Origin of the sequence: Natronincola ferrireducens, from assembly GCF_900100845.1 — a bacterium.
Lineage (GTDB): Bacteria > Bacillota > Clostridia > Peptostreptococcales > Natronincolaceae > Natronincola_B > Natronincola_B ferrireducens.
In genome coordinates, this window is record NZ_FNFP01000007.1 from 1 (window position 1) to 18,117 (window position 18,117).

The following is an 18,117-nucleotide window of genomic DNA, read 5'->3' on the forward strand; positions in this document are numbered from 1 at the left end:
GTTTTGTAATTCGTACTAAGTCCATTGGGGTCAACCCTAAAAGGATAAAACGCTTTAAGGATAAAGTGAGAAGAATTACAAGGCGAAACTCAGGAAGAGAACTTGAAAGTATTATTAAAGAACTAAATCCAATACTTAGGGGATGGATGAATTATTATCGCGTAGCAAACATTAAAAGTTTTACAAAAGATTTCATGCAGTGGCTACGAAGAAGACTTAGAATGGTAAAGATGAAGCAATGGAAGACCTATAAGGCAATGCATAAAGAAATGAGAAAGCTAGGAATTAAAGGAAATGGTCTAAGAATGGCTGTAACAAAGTGGAAGAACTCGAATGTTCATATAATCCACCAGATACTACCTAACAAATACTTTGACGACTTAGATCTCATTGATATTCATAAATACGAAGTTGGTTTGTTGTCGAATTATTATTAATTTGGTAAGAAATTTCAGGAGCCGGATACGGCAAACGTAAGTCCGGTTCTGTGAGAGCAAAGAAAACAGGACTAATTATCCTGTTTTCTAGCTACTCGATTATAACCACTAGAAAATTATATACAATACTATCCTATGGATAAATATAATTTCCGTTATTGGTTTCATAAAAGTCTTCTTATTAGATATTTCAAAGAAAGACTTTTTTATTAAGATCGAGAGGTTGTTAATAAATTGCATACACATTATGTTGTGGTGAATAATAAAATTAATTAATATACAACAGTATTGAAAAATACCTAAAAGTCAAAAAGATAAAAAAGAATGATGACTACAAAAAGGTAGAAGGAGAACATTATGAGATTGAATAATTATATTAGCTCAACGGGACTTTGCTCTAGAAGAGAAGCAGATCAGTTAATTAAACAGAAAAAGGTAAAGATAAATGGAGAAATTGCAGTACTAGGTTCCATAGTAGGTCCAAAGGATAAGGTTGAAGTAAATGGTAAGGCCTTAAAAACAAGGAAAAATGATGTATATATTGCTTTAAACAAGCCAGTAGGCATTACTTGTACAACTGAAAGACATATAAAAGGGAACATTATTGATTTTGTAAATCATCCCCAACGTATTTTTCCAATTGGTAGGCTGGATAAAGACTCCGAAGGCTTAATCCTTCTTACGAATGACGGAAGTATCGTTAACGAGATTTTAAGAGAACAGAACAATCATGAAAAGGATTATGTTGTAACCGTTGACAAACCAATTACACCTTCTTTTATAGAGGGTATGTCCAAAGGAGTGAAGATCTATAATCCTGTAAAAAAACAATACACAACCACAAAGTCTTGTAAAATAATTAAAATAAATGAAAAAACCTTTAAAATTACTCTAAGCCAAGGATTGAACCGACAGATTAGAAGAATGTGCGCACACTTTGGGTATAGAGTTATAAAGTTGAAACGCATTCGAATTATAAATATTACACTGAAGGATTTGCCAGTAGGCAAGTGGAGGAATTTAACAAGGGAAGAGGTTCAAAATATTAGAGATAAATAGAACCAATTCTCCCCCTAAGAATATATTATAGTATACTATAATGTCATAGTATATCGAAGTAAAAGAATATATTTAAAGGAGGAGATGAATTTATGTACAATATGTACCATAGCCAAACATCCTGTCCCCTTGGAACAGCACCCTATGTTATTAGAGCAGGGGATACTTTCTTTGCCATAGCCATGAGATATGGCATATCTTTAGAGGCTCTCATAGCAGCGAATCCAGGAGTCAATCCAGATAGATTGTTTATTGGACAAATAATTTGTATACCAATGAAACCACCGTCCCCACCACCAACTGCCTGTCCTCCTGGAACAATGCCATATGTTATTAGGGCCGGAGATACTTTTTATTCAATAGCTAGGAGATACAATGTATCATTAGACGCCTTGATAGCAGCAAATCCAGGAGTAGATCCAGATAGGTTGCAAATTGGTCAGGTAATCTGTATACCCGTTACACCACCGCCGCCACCACCACCGCCACCACCACCTACCCCTGTATGCCCTACTTTAAGAAGAACTAGTACTGGTCCTTCAGTACGACAACTTCAAGAACTTTTAAGAGATGCTGGATTTGACCCCGGACCTATTGACGGGATCTTCGGTCCAAGAACAGAAGAAGCAGTTAGAACTTTCCAACGAAGTAAGGGACTTACTGTGGATGGAATAGTAGGTGTGCAAACTTGGACTGCACTGGGTGTAGACTGTAGCGTAGTACCACCACCAACCTGTCCAACGGGAACAACACCCTATACCATTAGAGCTGGGGATACCTTCTTTGCACTTGCTGAAAGATTCAACACAACAGTAGACGCAATAAGAAGAGCCAACCCAGGAGTAGATCCAAATAATTTACAAATTGGTCAAGTAATTTGTATGCCGACAACCACACCGCCACCAACCTGTCCAACGGGAACAACACCCTATACCATTAGAGCTGGAGATACCTTCTTTGCACTTGCTGAAAGATTCAACACAACAGTAGACGCAATAAGAAGAGCCAACCCAGGAGTAGATCCAAATAATTTACAAATTGGTCAAGTAATTTGTATACCGACAACCACACCACCACCAACCTGTCCAACGGGAACAACACCCTATACCATTAGAGCAGGAGATACCTTCTTTGCACTTGCTGAAAGATTCAACACAACAGTAGACGCAATAAGAAGAGCCAACCCAGGAGTAGATCCAAATAATTTACAAATTGGTCAAGTAATTTGTATACCAACAGCATAAGTAAAGCAAAATAAAAAAACAAGAGTTCCTTTGATGGAACTCTTGCTTTTTATCAAGGAAGAAGTATTCTAAGGTCCTTTATCGCCAATAGTCAGGGTATCAAAACCTTAAATTCTTTGGAAAGGTCTATGGACTAGAAGGTCAGGAGTTGGAAATACGAATAAAACCAGATGTTGTTGATGATAGACTATATAATATGGTAATATATTCATGTAATAGATAGCACCTATAAAATCATATGAATAAAAAAGGAGTTGTAGTTACTGATGGAAGGGGTTTTGCAAAGGGTAAAGGATTATATAGAAACGTTGCCGATAGAATTAGAAGTAATAGAATTTCAAGAAGGAACTACTAAAACAGCAGCAATGGCAGCAGAGCAGTTGGGTGTAACCGTGGGTCAAATAGCAAAATCTATTTTATTTCTGGCTCAGGGAGAGCCTGCTTTGGTGGTTACCAGTGGAGACATAAAGGTTAATGCAAGTGCATTAAAAAAGGTTTTAGGAGCTAAGCCTAAATTGGCAAAGCAAGAAGAATGTATTGCAATAACAGGGTTTCCACCGGGAGGCGTATGTCCCTTTGCTTTAAAAACTTCTATAAGAATATTAATTGATAAAAGCATGGAGCGTTTTGAAGTGGTTTATGCAGCTGCTGGCACTGCTAATACCGCTGTGCCTATTACAGTAGAGGAGCTTTTGATGGTTACCCAAGGAGAACTGGTGGATGTATGCAAGGAATAGATGGTCGACTAAAATAGACACCTTTTAATTCAAATCGATATTAAGGCTGTCTGCTCCAACAGGGATGACTAGATATTTATAGTCATCCCTGTTTTTAGTTCGTTAACATTACTCATGTTTTGTTTGAAATAATGATACGCATCTTTTCCCGTACAATGGCATGTATAGTATTCCTTAGTACCATTAGCATTTAAAGTTTTTGCTAACATTTCTAAAAAATCTTCAGTTTCTAAACTTTTCTTTTTCATCCCCATTAAGTGGAATCCACCTATGACAGTTTTGATATTAGTATTTGTCAGCTCCTTAGCTCTATTGATTATATTAGTTATGCCCCTATGGGCACACCCACATAGCAAATTATAGGAATCATTTTCCTTAATCAAAAGATTTATTTCATGCTTGAAATCATCGGATACAATGTTACCACTTCCATCTTTTTTATATAATTTTTTATTTGCTAAGGACAAAAGACTATTTTCAATAATATCATTGAACAAAATTAATTCGTCATTAATTTTTAACATTCCATCAATTTCTACAAGTCTTTCGTTGTTACTTAACTCCCTCTTTAATCCTATGTTATATTTAATAAATCCAAATAACTTTGTAATATGGTTATCAAAAGCTTCCCTTCCTATATAGATTTTTGCCTTATCATTAATCTTTAGAAAGTCCTCTAATCCACCCCCATGGTCATAATGACCATGGGATATTATTGCTATATCAACTTCTTCTAGATTTACACCTAGTTTTTTGGCATTATCTACAAAGTAGTGATTTGGGCCTGTATCAAACAGTATTTTATGCCTTATTGTTTCAATATATAGAGAGAGACCATGTTTGCACTTATAATTCTTTGAAATAGTACTATTTTCTAATAAGGTTATTATTTTCATTTTTACCCTCCTCGTATAATATTCGATAAGTTTCTTTAATCTCCTTTGAATAAGTTATGAGTTTTTAGCAAAAAACTAAATTGAATTTTAAATATTTATATAATAAAAAAAGAAGAATAATATAAATTTACTTATAGATAAAAGGGTGGGCGCTATAAAGTTAGCCTACATTAATTGTTAAAAATACTACCAAAGGGAGGGGTAATAAATGAATAATATCGTAGTAATAGGTAGTTTGAATATGGACATGGTAGTTAAGGTTGACCAAATTCCTAAGGTTGGAGAAACTGTGTTGGGGGGAGCCTTTAAAACAATACCTGGTGGGAAAGGTGCCAATCAAGCAGTGGCTGCTGCCAGATTAAATGGCAATGTTTCTATGATAGGTAGAGTTGGTAGGGATGTATTTGGAGAGGAACTGCTAAAAAACCTGCAACAAGAAAACATTAACACCCAAGGTGTTACCCAAGATGATGAGGAAACTACGGGTATCGCTATGATTAATGTTGATAAAAAAGGCAATAATAATATCGTTGTAGCACCTGGGGCCAACTATAAGTGTATTCCACAAGACATAGATGCCTTTGAAAATATTGTTGCAACTGCTAAGGTAATGGTTTTACAGATGGAAATACCTATGGAGACCATTGAATATGGGATAAAGCTGGCTAAGAAATATAATATTAAGGTTATATTAAATCCAGCTCCAGCAGTAGCGATTAAAAAGGATATTTTAGAGGATATATATTTGCTCACTCCCAATGAAACTGAGCTAGAGGTACTTACAGGATTAAAGGTAAGTAATGAAGAGGAAACAAAAACAGCTGCCATGGAATTAATAAAGATGGGGGTTAAAAGAGTTATTGTTACCCTAGGAGATAAAGGGGTAATGCTGGTTGAAAAAGATGAAGAACAAGTAATAAAGGGTTATAAAGTAAAAGCGGTGGATACCACTGCTGCAGGAGACTCCTTTACAGGAGCTTTAGCCGTATCTTTGGCTGAAGGTAAGGATTTAAAAGAGGCCATTCTCTTTGCAAATGCTGTGGCCGCCCTATCTGTTACAAGAGAGGGGGCCCAGACTTCTTTGCCAAACTTAGAGGAAGTAAAGACTTTTATAAAGGAGAGAAAATAAGATGAAAAAAACACAGCTTATTCATTCAGAGATTTCAGCGGTTATTGCTGAAATGGGACATACAGATATGTTGGTAATAGCTGATGGTGGACTTCCTATACCAAAAGGAGTAAAAAAAATTGACATAGCCCTTACAGCAGGGATACCCAGTTTTTTAGACACCCTCTATACTATATTATCAGAACTAAAAGTTGAAGAAATTGTAATAGCTAAAGAAATGCTGGAAATAAGTCCCCATTTATATGAAAAAATAAAAGCATTAGTTAATGAAGAAGTAAAGATATCAAAAGTAAGCCATGAAGCTTTTAAAGGCCTAACAATTGATGCAAAGACTATAATAAGAACCGGGGAATTCACTCCCTATGCCAATATTATATTAAAATCTGGTGTAGTCTTTTAAATTAAGAAAGGGTGAGATGATGGATCAACCTATATTAGAAATGCATGATATCCTCAAGGTATTTCCAGGAGTAAAGGCACTCGAGGGTGTTCATCTAAAAATATATTCTGGTCAAGTAATGGCTTTAATTGGAGAAAATGGTGCAGGTAAATCTACCCTTATGAAAATTCTCAGTGGGGTTTATAAAAAAGATGGTGGAGAGATCTATTATAAAGGGGAAAGGATTGATATCAAAGATCCTAAGCATGCCCAACAATTAGCCATTGCCATCATTCATCAAGAGTTAAACTTAATTCCCCATTTAAGTGTTGCAGAAAATATATTTTTAGGAAGAGAATATATTCATTCTATTACAAAGAAGATTGATTGGAAAAAAATGCATGAAGAGAGTAGGAAATTACTAGATGCATTAAATATAGATGTAAAATCTACAACATTAGTAGAAGAACTAAGTATAGGAAAACAGCAGATGATAGAAATAGCAAAAGCGCTTTCTCTTAACGCTGAAATCATTATTATGGATGAACCTACAGATGCCCTAACTACAAAGGAGACAGAAAGTCTTTTTAATGCAATTAACAAATTAAAGCTAGAAGGAAAAGCCATCATTTATATATCCCATAGAATGGAAGAAATTTTCGAAATTTGTGATTACTACACGGTATTGAGGGATGGAAAATATGTTAGCAGTGATTTGATAGAAAATACTGATGAAGAAGGCATTATACAGATGATGGTAGGGAGAAAACTTGAGGATAAGTTTCCAAGAATAATTAACCAAGCAGGAACTGAAATTTTAAAGGTTATTAATATAAATAATGAATTTGTTAAGGATATAAGCTTTTCATTGAAAAAAGGAGAAGTTTTAGGAATTGCAGGACTTATGGGGGCTGGAAGAACAGAACTGGCAAAAACCATATTTGGTGCTATTAAAATGAGTTCTGGCGAAATGTATATTGATAATCACCCGTTAAAAATTAAACATCCAAAGGATGCTATTGATGCAGGTATTGCATATACATCTGAAAATAGAAAGGAAGAAGGTTTGATTCTTGAGCTTTCTGTTAAGGATAACATGACACTATCTTCTTTAAAGGAATTATTAGGAGTAATAGGGAGAATAGATGGCAAAAAAGAAAAGGGATATGTAAAGGAATATGTAGAAAAAATGCAAATCAAAACCCCTGGAATCCATCAAATTATTAAGAATTTAAGTGGAGGAAATCAGCAAAAAGTTGTTTTATCTAAGTGGATGATGACGAATCCAAAAGTTTTGATACTAGATGAACCCACTAGAGGAGTTGATGTGGGTGCAAAAACAGAAATATATCGCCTTATTAATGAATTAAAGAAAAAGGATGTAGGGATTATTGTCATTTCATCGGAGCTACCAGAGCTTTTAGGAATCACCGATAGAATTGTTGTAATGTATCAAGGAAGAATAACTGGTGAATTTGATCGAGATGAAGCTACCCAAGAAAGAATTATGAAATGTGCAGTGGGAAACTAGGAGGTTATCTATGAAAAAAGATGATTTACTGAATAAAGAATTCATTTATAAATTTAGGTCACTAATTGGTTTGCTAATCCTTGTTATCATATTATCATTACTATCACCAAGATTTCTAACATTTTCCAACCTGACAAATGTTTTAAGACAAACGTCGTTAAATGCTATTATTGCAGTAGGTATGACATTTGTTATTCTTACAGGTGGTATCGATTTATCGGTTGGCTCCATATTGGCGTTGTCTAGTGCTGTAACAGCTGGATTATTGGTGGAAGGATATTCTGTTGTTATAGCAGTATTGATAGGTCTTATTATAGGAGGTGTGATTGGGGCTTTTAATGGCATTGTTATAACAAGAGGTAAGATTCCTCCATTTATTACAACCTTAGCGGTTATGACACTAGTTAGGGGTGCTACTCTAGTCTATACTGGAGGACAGCCTATTACAGGATTAGGAACTGTCTTTAGAAAAATTGGAACAGGATATATTCCTTTTATCAATATTCCTGTACCAGTAATTGTTATGCTTTTTATATTTCTAATAGCCTACTACACTCTTTCCCAAACAAGATTTGGAAGATATGTTTATGCATTGGGAGGCAATGAGGAAGCTGCGAGACTTTCGGGTATCAATACCAACAGAGTAAAGACAATGGTTTATTCTATTAGTGGTATGTTAGCGGCATTAAGTGGAATTATCTTAACTTCACGCTTGAATTCAGCTCAACCAACTGCAGGAGAAGGCTACGAACTAGATGCTATTGCTGCTGTAGTTTTGGGGGGTAGTAGCTTGTCAGGAGGCAAAGGGAGTATAGGTGGAACCCTTATTGGTGCCCTTATTATAGGGATACTAAATAATGGTTTAAATCTATTGGATGTTTCGCCATTTTATCAGCTGATGGCTAAAGGTGCAGTAATTCTTTTAGCTGTTCTGCTGGATAAAAATAAATAATTTAAGGGGAGGATTTAGCATGAAAAAAGCATTAGTATTTGTATTGGTAGCGGTTGTTGTCATGTCTCTTTTGGTCGGCTGTGGTACACAAGCTCCACAAGAGGAAGGTACAGAAAAAATAGGCTTAGTTGTTTCTACTTTAAATAATCCCTTCTTTGTAACATTAAGGGATGGAGCTCAGGCAAAGGCAGATGAGCTGGGTTATGAGCTAATCGTTCTTGACTCACAAAACGATGCTGCAAGGGAATTAGCAAATGTAGAGGATTTAGTTCAAAGGGGAGTAAAGGTTATCTTAATTAATCCAACCGATAGTGATGCAGTTGGTAATGCAATTATGGTAGCAAATGATGCAAATATCCCCATTATTACTCTGGACAGGGGAGCCAATGAAGGAGAAGTAGTAAGTCATATTGCTTCTGATAATGTAGGGGGAGGAAAAATAGCAGGAGAGTATATTGTTGAACAGATAGGTGGAACTGGCAAAGTAGTTGAGCTTGAGGGGATTCCTGGTACATCGGCAGCAAGAGATAGAGGTAAAGGTTTTAATGATGCTGTAGGTGAAGCTAATGATATAGAAGTAGTTGCAAGACAGGCAGCTGATTTCGATAGAACAAAAGGCTTAAATGTAATGGAAAACATTATCCAAGCTCAGGAAGAAATTGCTGCAGTATTTGCCCATAATGATGAAATGGCCTTAGGTGCTATTGAAGCATTGGGGGCAGCGGGAAGAGACAATGTTATAGTAGTTGGCTTTGATGCCACCGATGATGCAGTTAATGCAGTAAATGAAGGAAAGATGGCAGCTACTGTTGCACAACAGCCAGATAGAATAGGTGCATTAGGGATAGAAAGCGCTGCTAAAGTAATGACAGGGGAACGTATAGAAGCCAATATTCCAGTTGAGCTTAGGCTCGTAACTAAATAACAACGTAGCTTCTCAGCTATAATAAGTCCCAAGGAAAAGTATAACTACTCCTTGGGATTTTCATATTTTAATAGACATCTGTTAACACAGCCTTCTAATTAAAATATATAGGCTTGAAGATGAGCTAATAATTTCTACTTCTTCTATTCAATTGATAAGCTACCATATAGTAGGATAAAAGTATGCTGATCGTTAATAAAAGAATAATTAATTTTTAAAAACGAACATTAACATGTTTTATATTCTGTATAAATCGTATTATAACACATTTTTAAAAATAATTTAAAAAAATAGTTCGCTTTTTCCTAAAAAAGTGTTATAATAATTATATGAAAATATGTAGGTATTTGCCTAGGGAAGCTAGATCAAGCCTAAACACAGGAGGAAAAAAATGAAAAAGGACAATACTATTTATAGCATCGATGGGATTCCATCATTAGGAACTGCAATTCCATTAGGATTACAACACGTTTTAGCAATGTTTGCAGGTAATGTTACCCCCTTAATTATTATTGCCAATGCCTTGGGCTTGCCGATTGAAGAAAGAACCTTTTTAATCCAAGCGGCAATGTTTGTAGCAGGAATTACAACACTAATTCAGCTTTATCCTATTGGACCAATTGGTGCAAAATTACCGATAGTGCAAGGGACAAGCTTTGGATTTTTACCAACTTGTTTAGCGATTTCAGCTAAGTATGGTCTAGCAGGTGTTTTAGGAGCTTCTTTTATTGGAGGATTTGTGGAAATATTTTTAGGTGTTTTTCTAAAGCCCTTAAGAAAGTATTTCCCACCTGTTGTAACGGGAACGGTATTACTATCAATTGGATTATCCCTGTTGCCTACAGGGATACGATATTTTGCTGGAGGCGTAGGAACACCAGATTTTGGATCCTTTTCAAATTTACTGTTAGGTACAATTGTGCTTGCAACAATATTATTTTTTAAACAATTTACTAAAGGGATTACTAGTATGTCAGCAATATTAATTGGTTTACTAGTGGGTTATGCTGTAGCTATACCAATGGGAAAAGTAAATTTTGAAGTAGTAGGTGCAGCTGGATGGGTGGCTTTCCCAACACCTCTTAAATACGGCATGACTTTTCATATGGATGCAATTATAGCAATGCTATTGATGTACATTGTAACAGCAGTTGAAACAGTTGGAGATATCTCTGGCATTACAATTGGTGGAGCAAACCGGGAGGCCACTGATAAGGAGTTAGCCGGCGGGGTCATGGCTGATGGTCTTGGTAGTTCTATTGCTGCTATTTTCAATGTATTGCCCACTACATCCTTTAGTCAAAATGTTGGGATTGTAGCATTGACAGGAATCATGAATCGTTTTGTAGTAGCAGTAGGAGCTGTATTTTTAATTGCTGCGGGATTATTCCCCAAAGTAGGAGCAGTTGTTGCAATTATGCCCCAAAGTGTACTTGGGGGAGCAGCTATCGTTATGTTTTCTATGATAGCAATCAGTGGAATCAATTTGATTACTAAGGATTCACTAAAGGGAAAGAACAGTATTACTGTTGCTGTTGCTATGGGTCTTGGATTTGGATTGGGTTCAGTTCCAGAGGCGTTAGTCAACTTACCTGAAGCAATGAAATTAATTTTTGGAGGTTCAGGCATCGTAGTTACAGGCTTGATTGCTATATTTCTAAATATTATTTTACCTGAAGATCAGGAAGAAACAACAATTGTTTTACAGAAGAAGGTTGCATAAGGAGTATTAATTGGAAAATAACAAATAGTAATCCAGCATGAGAGGACTTGCTTCTGGTAAATCTCAGAATTGTGCTGGATTTTTTCCGTGAAAGATTATAAAATTAATAAAGATAACTCAATAAAAAGCAGACTTTTTTGGAGGAGGAATTAAAGTGTTTACAATACAGCATTATGTTCAGCCAGAAACATTGGAAGAAGCATATCAGCTTTTAATAGCTAAAAGGAATAACGTCATATTAGGGGGCTGTGCCTTTTTAAAAATGAGCAAGAAGAAAATTGGTACTGCAATTGATCTTTCAAAGTTGCAGTTGGATTTTATTCATGAAAAGGAAAATACTATTGAGATAGGAGCCATGACGACTTTTCGTTCATTAGAAACAAATCCTTGTTTAAATGAATATTTTAATGGTATTATACCTAAATCTATAAAGAATATTATAGGAGTACAATTTAGAAATATTGTTACTATAGGGGGGACTGTCTACTCACGATATGGATTTTCTGATTTGATTACAGCACTACTGGCATTGGAGGTTGATGTAGAACTGTATCATGGAGGGGTAGTTCCGTTAGAAGTATTTTTGAAGAATGGTGGGACCAAGGATATTTTGGTAAAGGTGATTGTACACAAAACCAACCAAAGTGCATCCTATCAAATGATGAGAAATTCCATTTCTGACTATCCTATCCTCGCTGTAGCTGTCTCTAAAAAGGAAGATGATTGGAAAATTGTTATTGGTGCAAGACCGAGGAGAGCAGAAATTGCTGTAGAGGCTTCTAAATATCTAACACAGAATAATATCGATGAAACAAATATAAAACAAGCTGCTAATATAGCCATGGAGGAGTTGGCCTTTGGTACAAATATGAGGGGGCAAAAAAACTACCGTGAAGCAATTATTGCTCCCCTACTAAAGAGAGGAATAGTGGAGGTTTTAAGATGAAAATAGAAGCTATTATTAATAATAAAAAAGTTCAAATGGAAGTAGCTGGAGATGAGTTTTTAGTAGATACTCTAAGACGATATGGTTATGCCAGTGTAAAAAGAGGGTGTGATACAGGGGCCTGTGGATTATGTACTGTTTGGGTGAATGGACGACCTACTCTTTCTTGTTCTACATTAGCCCCCACCGTCGATAGAAAAGAGATTACTACCATCGAAGGGCTACAGGAAGAAGCTAAGGAATTTGCTGAATTTCTAGTTAATGAAGGAGCAGACCAATGTGGCTTTTGTAGTCCTGGATTTGTTATGACAGTGCTAGCAATGAAGAGAGAACTGGAAAACCCTACAGAAGAGGAAATCCAGCACTATCTAGTAGGAAACCTTTGTCGCTGTACTGGCTATGCAGGACAACTAAGAGCCATTAAAAAGTATTTGGAGGTATAGCATGATGAAATTTGTTAATCAACCAATTAAAAAGATAGATGGAATGGATATAGCAACGGGAAAACCAGTGTATACCGATGATCTTGTTATGACCAATGCATTAATCGTAAAAATTCTTCGAAGTCCCCATGCCTTTGCTGAAATTAAATCTATTGACACCTCTAGGGCAGAAAGTTTACCAGGAGTTGAGTGCGTTTTAACCTATAAGGACGTACCAAATGTTCGATTTACTACGGCAGGACAGTCTCATCCAGAGCCGTCTCCCTATGACCGATTAATCCTTGATAAGATTCTGCGATATGTGGGGGATGAGGTGGCGATCGTTGCAGCTGTGGACGAGAAAACAGCCAATAGGGCACTGGAACTGATTAAAGTGGAGTACGAAGTGATGGAGCCGGTCTTAGATTTTGAAGAAGCCATTGGTCATTCAACAGTAATTCATCCCGAGGATAATTTACACGTTAATTTTGACATAGGTTTTAATCAGCACAAAAATATAGCATCTTCAGTAATTATTGAAACAGGAGATATTCAAGAAGCTTTTAGTGAGTGTGCTCATATTGTGGAGGAAACCTATTATACACAGGCTCAGTCCCATGCTATGATGGAGACCTATCGTGCTTTTAGTTATTTAGATCTTAATGGAAGACTTTCAGTAGTAAGTTCTACTCAAATTCCTTTTCATGTTCGAAGGATATTGGCAAGGGCACTTCAAATACCTGCTAGTAAAATAAGAGTAATCAAGCCAAGGATTGGTGGAGGATTTGGTGGAAAGCAAACCGCTTCAGTAGAGATATTTCCTGCTATTGTAACCCTTAAAACAGGAAAGCCAGCAAAGATTATTTATGACCGTAAGGAAAGCTTCAGCTGTACCACTAGTCGTCATGCAATGAGGATTAAGGTCAAGCTAGGGGCGGATAAGGATGGTAGAATTCTAGCCATTGACATGGAGGGTCTGGCTGATACTGGAGCTTATGGAGAACATGCCTCTACAGTATTTAGTGTAACAGGCTATAAAACACTTCCACTGTACAATCAGACTAAGGCAGCCCGCTATCATGGTCATGCTGTTTATACAAATAAGATGACTGCTGGAGCTTTTAGGGGTTATGGTGTGACCCAAGGAACCTTTGCTCTTGAATCTGCCGTCAATCAGTTAGCCGACAAATTGAACATGGACCCAGCCAAACTGAGGGAAATTAACATAATAAAAGAGGGAGAGAGTAATCCTGTATTAGGTCAAAAGGAGGATGGTACCCCAGTTAAGATGGAGAGCTGTGCTTTAGACCGTTGTATTAAAAAAGGTAAAGAGTTAATTAAATGGGATGAAAAATTTCCCCGTTATGAAGTAAGTGACACAAAGGTAAGAGGACTAGGTATGGCCATTACCATGCAGGGTTCTGGGATTGCAAAAATCGATACGGCTTCTGCAATCATCAAGTTAAATGATGATGGATTTTTCACCTTATCATTAGGCTCAACAGATATGGGTACAGGGAGTGATACAATCCTGGCCCAGATGGCGGCTGAGGTATTAGAAATACCATTGGATAAAATCATTGTCCACGCAGTTGATACCGACGTTTCCCCCTTTGATACAGGGTCCTATGCTTCCAGTACAACCTATGTCACAGGAAACGCTGTAATTAAAGCGGCAGAGGATATAAAGGAACAGATCATAAAATATGGTGCTAAATTTCTAAACCTATCTATAGAGAATGTAGAATTTGACGGTAATTATGTCAAGGAATTGGATGGAAATAATAGGATTTCTCTAGATGAAATCGCACAGAGGGTTATATCTGGAGAAGGGAAAAGTCAATTAATCGGTCACGGCAGCTTTGGTGGTGATACCAGCCCGGCTCCGTTTATTGCAGGATTTGCAGAGGTGGAAATAGATAAGGAAACCGGTAAAATTGACTTGATAGACTATATTGCAGTAATAGATTGTGGAACTGTAATCAATCCTAACTTAGCTACAATTCAAGCAGAGGGTGGATTAGTACAAGGGATTGGGATGGCCTTATTTGAAGACGTTGTCTATAGTAGTAAAGGTAAGCTACAAACCAATACTTTGATGCAGTATAAAATACCTTGTCGTAAGGATATCGGTAAGCTGACAGTAGAATTTGAACCTAGCTTTGAACCATCAGGACCCTTTGGAGCAAAATCTATTGGTGAAGTGGTGATTAATACACCACCTCCTGCCATTGCCCATGCGGTATATAATGCAGTAGGGGTAAATATAAGGAATTTACCAATCACCCCAGAAAAGGTTCTAATGGAGATGCTAAAAGATAAGAAATAGCAAGATAAAATAATGGAGAATAATTAGCAGGGTTTTTCTGTGCTGGTTATTCTCTGTTTTTTTCAAGCTATATAGTAGATAGAAAAGCTGTTATAGTATTTTATGTATTTTCCTTTTTTATAGTCTAAAACCTCTTGGTTGTTGTCAATACTTGAAATAGATAAAAAATAGTATTAATACCTAAAAAATTATGATTGTTGTTGCTATATAAATAACCAAAAGGAAAAAAGGAGAGAAGTGCATGGATATTATTGAAAAAAATTTACACTATTTTATTGATAAGCATAAGGAAATCTATGAAGCATACGAGAACTACGGACATAAGCTGCATGAAAAGGGAGGCCCTTTAGATGCAAAGACACGATGGTTGATTAAAGTGGCTATCTCTGCTGCATGCCAGTATGAATTTGCCCTTAGAACCCACATACGAAAGGCCTATCGTTGTGGATGTACCCTAGAAGAAATAGAACATGCTATTATGCTAGTTGCTCCCAGTGGGGGTTTCCCCAAAATGATGGAGGCTTTGTTAGTACTTAGAGATGAAAATTGGCCCCCAAATCCCCTGCCCTTTAAAAATGAAGGGTAAAAAAGATGGGATAATAATAAAATAAGAAAACTTCTAGGCAATAGATAACATACAACAGTACAAACCCAAATATCCCTAAGTTATTGGGATATTTGGGTTTTTTAGAGGCTAAAAATCTTTATCTTTAAACTACCTAAGTATAGGTTTAACACAGAAAATCTATTATAAATAAATTAAGTAAAAGTTCATTTTAAGATGAATATATTTAAAAAGGATGATATAATCAAATTATTCACACTTTTATGATTAACCAAAGCAAAACCTGTATAAATAGAGGGTCTATTACTATAAAGGCTGGAGATTTTGATAGGAAAGACCTTGAAGTAGAAGACTATAGAGTGTTTATTGGTGAAGAAGAGATGGGAGAGGTAGTATGGGAAAAGTTTTAGCAAATCATTGGAAAAAAGAAAAGCTAGAGAGCTTTATAAAAAGATGTATTTTATATGTGGTGGGATTATTTGTTTTAGCCCTAGGGGTAATATTTTCTGTAAAATCCAATCTAGGGGTAACACCAGTAACCTCTATACCCTATGTATTAAGTGTGATAGCCAATCGTGATCTAGGCTTGGTTACAACAACGATTTTTACCTTTTATGTGTTTTTACAAATCCTTATTTTAAGAGGACAGTTTCAATTAAAGCAATTGCTGCAAATTGTATGTGCCAGTATTTTTGGTATATTTGTGACATTGGCCAACAGAATATTTATATTTAATGCTCCAGCTACTTATGGGGGTCAGGTGCTCTTTCTATTAATAAGCATTGTATTGGTGGCAATTGGGCTACTGTTATATCTGGCAGCAGATATTATACCTCAACCTGCAGAAGGCTTGGTTTTAACTATAGCTCAAAAAAAGAAGATAGAATTCTCCAAGGCAAAAATTCTATTTGATATTACCTGTGTTTCTTTATCTATCTTATTGATTCTATTGACTATGGGAGAATTACAGGGGATACGAGAGGGAACTCTTATCTCTGCTATTGGTATAGGAAAGGTACTAGGAATTTTAAGCAAAAGATTTAAAAAGTATTTGATTGGCTTTTGTACAGAAAAAGAAGCTGATTTTACAAAAGTTGAATTAGAATAAATGGTAAAAATAGTATAGCTACCAATAAAAAGATACACAAGGGGTTTGACATCTTGGTGAAAAAATCTATCGGCAAACATGGTATTTTTTCCTTTGTTTGCTTTTTTTGTTTTTTGATTTAATCAAGCTCCCGTTGCTACAGTCATAGATAACAAATAGACTTACATAGATCATAAAGGGAATCTCTTGACAAAATGAAAATTTTGCAATATTGTTTAAATTTAGGAGGGGTTAGCTATGGTCATAATTGACAAAGAGAATATACTAAGAGAGGCTACATAGATAAGAGAGGAAAAATTCATATACAGAAAGTAATAAAGAAAAAAATCCTCTAAGCCAATATTTTATGTCTTAAGTAAAGGGAAAGGAATAGTTGCATACATGAAACACATAAAGAATAAAGCAAAACAAGTAGTACTGGCATCTATAGGAATAAATTTTTCAACAGGAATGATGTACACTTGGAGTTTAATAAGCAAAGAACTTACGGAACAGTTTAACTGGACAAGTAAAGAAGCATCATTACCCTATACGATTAACACCGTTTGCTTTGTGCTGGCAATGGTGGTATTTGGAAAAATTCAGGATAGTAAAGGACCAAGATTTACTGGGACTTTAGGGACTATACTAATAGGATTAGGATTTTTATTATCTGGATTTACTAAAAGCGCAACCATCATGCTTTTTACAATAGGATTACTAGCAGGAGCTGGCACAGGGATGATTGTAATATCAACAACACCTCCTGCGTTGAAATGGTATTCTCCTCAAATCAAAGGGAAGATTACAGGGATTTTAGCAGCTAGTGTGGGTATGTCATCTATATTTTATTCGATTTTAGGGGATTTTATGCTAAAGACATTTGGAATACCTAAGACGTTTATTTATATAGGAATAGGAGTTTTAGTGGGCACTTTAATATTAGCTCAATTGTTAGTGAACCCACCAGAAGGATTTATCCCCCAAGGAGCAGTCCATATAAAGGAATCATTTGATAAGTTGACTGACTATACCTGGAAAGAGATGTTAAATTCAGTAGATTTTTATAAGCTTTGGTTAATGTTAGGTTTTTCCTCTTCTGCGGGACTAATGATAATAAGTCATATATCCAATATTGCAAGATTACAAGTCAACTGGGGAGGTGGATTTCTTTTAGTAATGTTTTTGGGAATTTTTAATACATTAGGAAGAATAATTGGGGGGAGTTTATCCGATAAAATAGGTAGAACAAATCTAATGAAAATAATTTTTGTCCTTCAAGGTATAAACATGGCTCTATTTGCAAGTTATAGGAGTATACCTTTGATAGCTTTAGGTGTAGGAATTTGTGGACTATGCTATGGTGCAGGATTTGCAGTGTTGCCAGCAGCATTAGCAGACAAATATGGGAACAAAAACTTTGGAATAAACTATGGACTAATGTTTACAGGATGGGGATTAGGAGGAATAATAGGTCCAATGATGGGGGCTGCAATATTTGATGCAACCAATAGCTACATTCTAGCATATAAAGTTGCTCTAATATTGCTAATAATAACATCGATAGTAGCTTTTACATTTAAAGACGAACAAGAAAACTGGATTAAATCAAATCTATGACATTATTACATAGTGGGTAACATTTTTAAAAATATTAGCAGATAGGTTTCCTGTGAAACTTTAATTTTAAAAATATTAACCCAAAACAATTCATTATTTTTATAGGAATGGAACTGAACATTGAAACTTTCAATTG

Annotated in this window: 17 protein-coding genes; 16 read left to right on the forward strand and 1 reads right to left on the reverse strand. The window is 35.8% G+C overall.

Going from position 1 to position 18,117, the window contains the following annotated elements:
• The 4 genes from BLS22_RS11995 to BLS22_RS12015 all read left to right on the forward strand — a co-directional run.
• Positions 1 to 437 (forward strand): group II intron maturase-specific domain-containing protein (locus BLS22_RS11995; protein WP_280139580.1); only part of this gene is annotated, 437 nt, incomplete at its 5' end.
• A gap of 357 nt (positions 438 to 794) precedes the next feature.
• Positions 795 to 1,496 (forward strand): pseudouridine synthase, encoded by a 702-nt coding sequence (locus BLS22_RS12000; protein ID WP_090554009.1) that lies wholly within the window; start codon positions 795 to 797, stop codon positions 1,494 to 1,496.
• 92 nt (positions 1,497 to 1,588) lie between these two features.
• On the forward strand, positions 1,589 to 2,740 hold the full coding sequence (locus tag BLS22_RS15180) for a LysM peptidoglycan-binding domain-containing protein (RefSeq protein WP_176762168.1): 1,152 nt from the start codon (positions 1,589 to 1,591) through the stop codon (positions 2,738 to 2,740).
• 266 nt (positions 2,741 to 3,006) lie between these two features.
• Positions 3,007 to 3,477: a YbaK/EbsC family protein gene (locus BLS22_RS12015; RefSeq protein ID WP_090554010.1), complete on the forward strand. Its 471-nt coding sequence runs from the start codon at positions 3,007 to 3,009 to the stop codon at positions 3,475 to 3,477.
• 68 nt (positions 3,478 to 3,545) lie between these two features.
• Here the strand turns inward: BLS22_RS12015 and BLS22_RS12020 are convergent, their stop codons facing one another.
• Entirely contained in the window at positions 3,546 to 4,373 is an 828-nt protein-coding gene (locus BLS22_RS12020; RefSeq protein WP_090554011.1) for an MBL fold metallo-hydrolase, read from the reverse strand.
• Between the two features lie 208 nt (positions 4,374 to 4,581).
• Between BLS22_RS12020 and rbsK the strand changes: the two genes are divergently transcribed.
• The 12 genes from rbsK (at position 4,582) to BLS22_RS12080 (ending at position 17,981) form a co-directional block, all read left to right on the forward strand.
• The gene (gene rbsK, locus BLS22_RS12025) at positions 4,582 to 5,502 is read left to right on the forward strand and encodes a ribokinase (protein WP_090554012.1); all 921 of its coding nucleotides are present in this window, start codon (positions 4,582 to 4,584) and stop codon (positions 5,500 to 5,502) included.
• A gap of 1 nt (position 5,503) precedes the next feature.
• Positions 5,504 to 5,902: a D-ribose pyranase gene (gene rbsD, locus BLS22_RS12030; protein WP_090554013.1), complete on the forward strand. Its 399-nt coding sequence runs from the start codon at positions 5,504 to 5,506 to the stop codon at positions 5,900 to 5,902.
• Positions 5,903 to 5,921: 19 nt separating this feature from the next.
• Positions 5,922 to 7,412 carry a sugar ABC transporter ATP-binding protein gene (locus tag BLS22_RS12035; RefSeq protein WP_176762169.1) on the forward strand — a complete coding sequence of 497 codons (1,491 nt, stop codon included), beginning with the start codon at positions 5,922 to 5,924 and terminating at the stop codon, positions 7,410 to 7,412.
• A 10-nt stretch (positions 7,413 to 7,422) separates the two neighbouring features.
• Entirely contained in the window at positions 7,423 to 8,364 is a 942-nt protein-coding gene (gene rbsC, locus BLS22_RS12040; protein WP_090554015.1) for a ribose ABC transporter permease, read from the forward strand.
• Between the two features lie 19 nt (positions 8,365 to 8,383).
• Positions 8,384 to 9,289: a ribose ABC transporter substrate-binding protein RbsB gene (rbsB, locus tag BLS22_RS12045; protein ID WP_090554016.1), complete on the forward strand. Its 906-nt coding sequence runs from the start codon at positions 8,384 to 8,386 to the stop codon at positions 9,287 to 9,289.
• Between the two features lie 391 nt (positions 9,290 to 9,680).
• Positions 9,681 to 11,012: a uracil-xanthine permease family protein gene (locus tag BLS22_RS12050; protein WP_090554017.1), complete on the forward strand. Its 1,332-nt coding sequence runs from the start codon at positions 9,681 to 9,683 to the stop codon at positions 11,010 to 11,012.
• Between the two features lie 154 nt (positions 11,013 to 11,166).
• Positions 11,167 to 11,958 (forward strand): FAD binding domain-containing protein, encoded by a 792-nt coding sequence (locus BLS22_RS12055; protein ID WP_090554018.1) that lies wholly within the window; start codon positions 11,167 to 11,169, stop codon positions 11,956 to 11,958.
• Positions 11,955 to 12,401: a (2Fe-2S)-binding protein gene (locus tag BLS22_RS12060; protein WP_090554019.1), complete on the forward strand. Its 447-nt coding sequence runs from the start codon at positions 11,955 to 11,957 to the stop codon at positions 12,399 to 12,401. Before BLS22_RS12055 ends, BLS22_RS12060 begins: the two co-directional genes overlap by 4 nt.
• A 4-nt stretch (positions 12,402 to 12,405) precedes the next feature.
• Positions 12,406 to 14,709, forward strand: a complete 2,304-nt coding sequence (locus tag BLS22_RS12065) for a xanthine dehydrogenase family protein molybdopterin-binding subunit (RefSeq protein ID WP_090554225.1) — start codon at positions 12,406 to 12,408, stop codon at positions 14,707 to 14,709.
• Between the two features lie 241 nt (positions 14,710 to 14,950).
• Positions 14,951 to 15,295, forward strand: coding sequence for a carboxymuconolactone decarboxylase family protein (locus BLS22_RS12070; protein WP_090554020.1), 345 nt, complete (start codon positions 14,951 to 14,953; stop codon positions 15,293 to 15,295).
• A gap of 373 nt (positions 15,296 to 15,668) precedes the next feature.
• The gene (locus BLS22_RS12075) at positions 15,669 to 16,382 is read left to right on the forward strand and encodes a YczE/YyaS/YitT family protein (protein WP_090554021.1); all 714 of its coding nucleotides are present in this window, start codon (positions 15,669 to 15,671) and stop codon (positions 16,380 to 16,382) included.
• Between the two features lie 381 nt (positions 16,383 to 16,763).
• Positions 16,764 to 17,981: an L-lactate MFS transporter gene (locus tag BLS22_RS12080; protein ID WP_090554022.1), complete on the forward strand. Its 1,218-nt coding sequence runs from the start codon at positions 16,764 to 16,766 to the stop codon at positions 17,979 to 17,981.
• Positions 17,982 to 18,117: the final 136 nt, after the last annotated feature.

Coding starts and splice junctions, on each gene's coding strand:
- rbsD (WP_090554013.1), top strand. CDS start 5,504: ATGAAAAAAACACAGCTTATTCATTCAGAGATTTCAGCGGTTATTGCT.
- BLS22_RS12035 (WP_176762169.1), top strand. CDS start 5,922: ATGGATCAACCTATATTAGAAATGCATGATATCCTCAAGGTATTTCCA.
- BLS22_RS12075 (WP_090554021.1), top strand. CDS start 15,669: ATGGGAAAAGTTTTAGCAAATCATTGGAAAAAAGAAAAGCTAGAGAGC.
- BLS22_RS15180 (WP_176762168.1), top strand. CDS start 1,589: ATGTACAATATGTACCATAGCCAAACATCCTGTCCCCTTGGAACAGCA.
- BLS22_RS12000 (WP_090554009.1), top strand. CDS start 795: ATGAGATTGAATAATTATATTAGCTCAACGGGACTTTGCTCTAGAAGA.
- BLS22_RS12050 (WP_090554017.1), top strand. CDS start 9,681: ATGAAAAAGGACAATACTATTTATAGCATCGATGGGATTCCATCATTA.
- BLS22_RS12065 (WP_090554225.1), top strand. CDS start 12,406: ATGAAATTTGTTAATCAACCAATTAAAAAGATAGATGGAATGGATATA.
- BLS22_RS12080 (WP_090554022.1), top strand. CDS start 16,764: ATGAAACACATAAAGAATAAAGCAAAACAAGTAGTACTGGCATCTATA.
- BLS22_RS12060 (WP_090554019.1), top strand. CDS start 11,955: ATGAAAATAGAAGCTATTATTAATAATAAAAAAGTTCAAATGGAAGTA.
- rbsK (WP_090554012.1), top strand. CDS start 4,582: ATGAATAATATCGTAGTAATAGGTAGTTTGAATATGGACATGGTAGTT.
- BLS22_RS12070 (WP_090554020.1), top strand. CDS start 14,951: ATGGATATTATTGAAAAAAATTTACACTATTTTATTGATAAGCATAAG.
- BLS22_RS12020 (WP_090554011.1), bottom strand. CDS start 4,373: ATGAAAATAATAACCTTATTAGAAAATAGTACTATTTCAAAGAATTAT.
- BLS22_RS12015 (WP_090554010.1), top strand. CDS start 3,007: ATGGAAGGGGTTTTGCAAAGGGTAAAGGATTATATAGAAACGTTGCCG.
- rbsB (WP_090554016.1), top strand. CDS start 8,384: ATGAAAAAAGCATTAGTATTTGTATTGGTAGCGGTTGTTGTCATGTCT.
- rbsC (WP_090554015.1), top strand. CDS start 7,423: ATGAAAAAAGATGATTTACTGAATAAAGAATTCATTTATAAATTTAGG.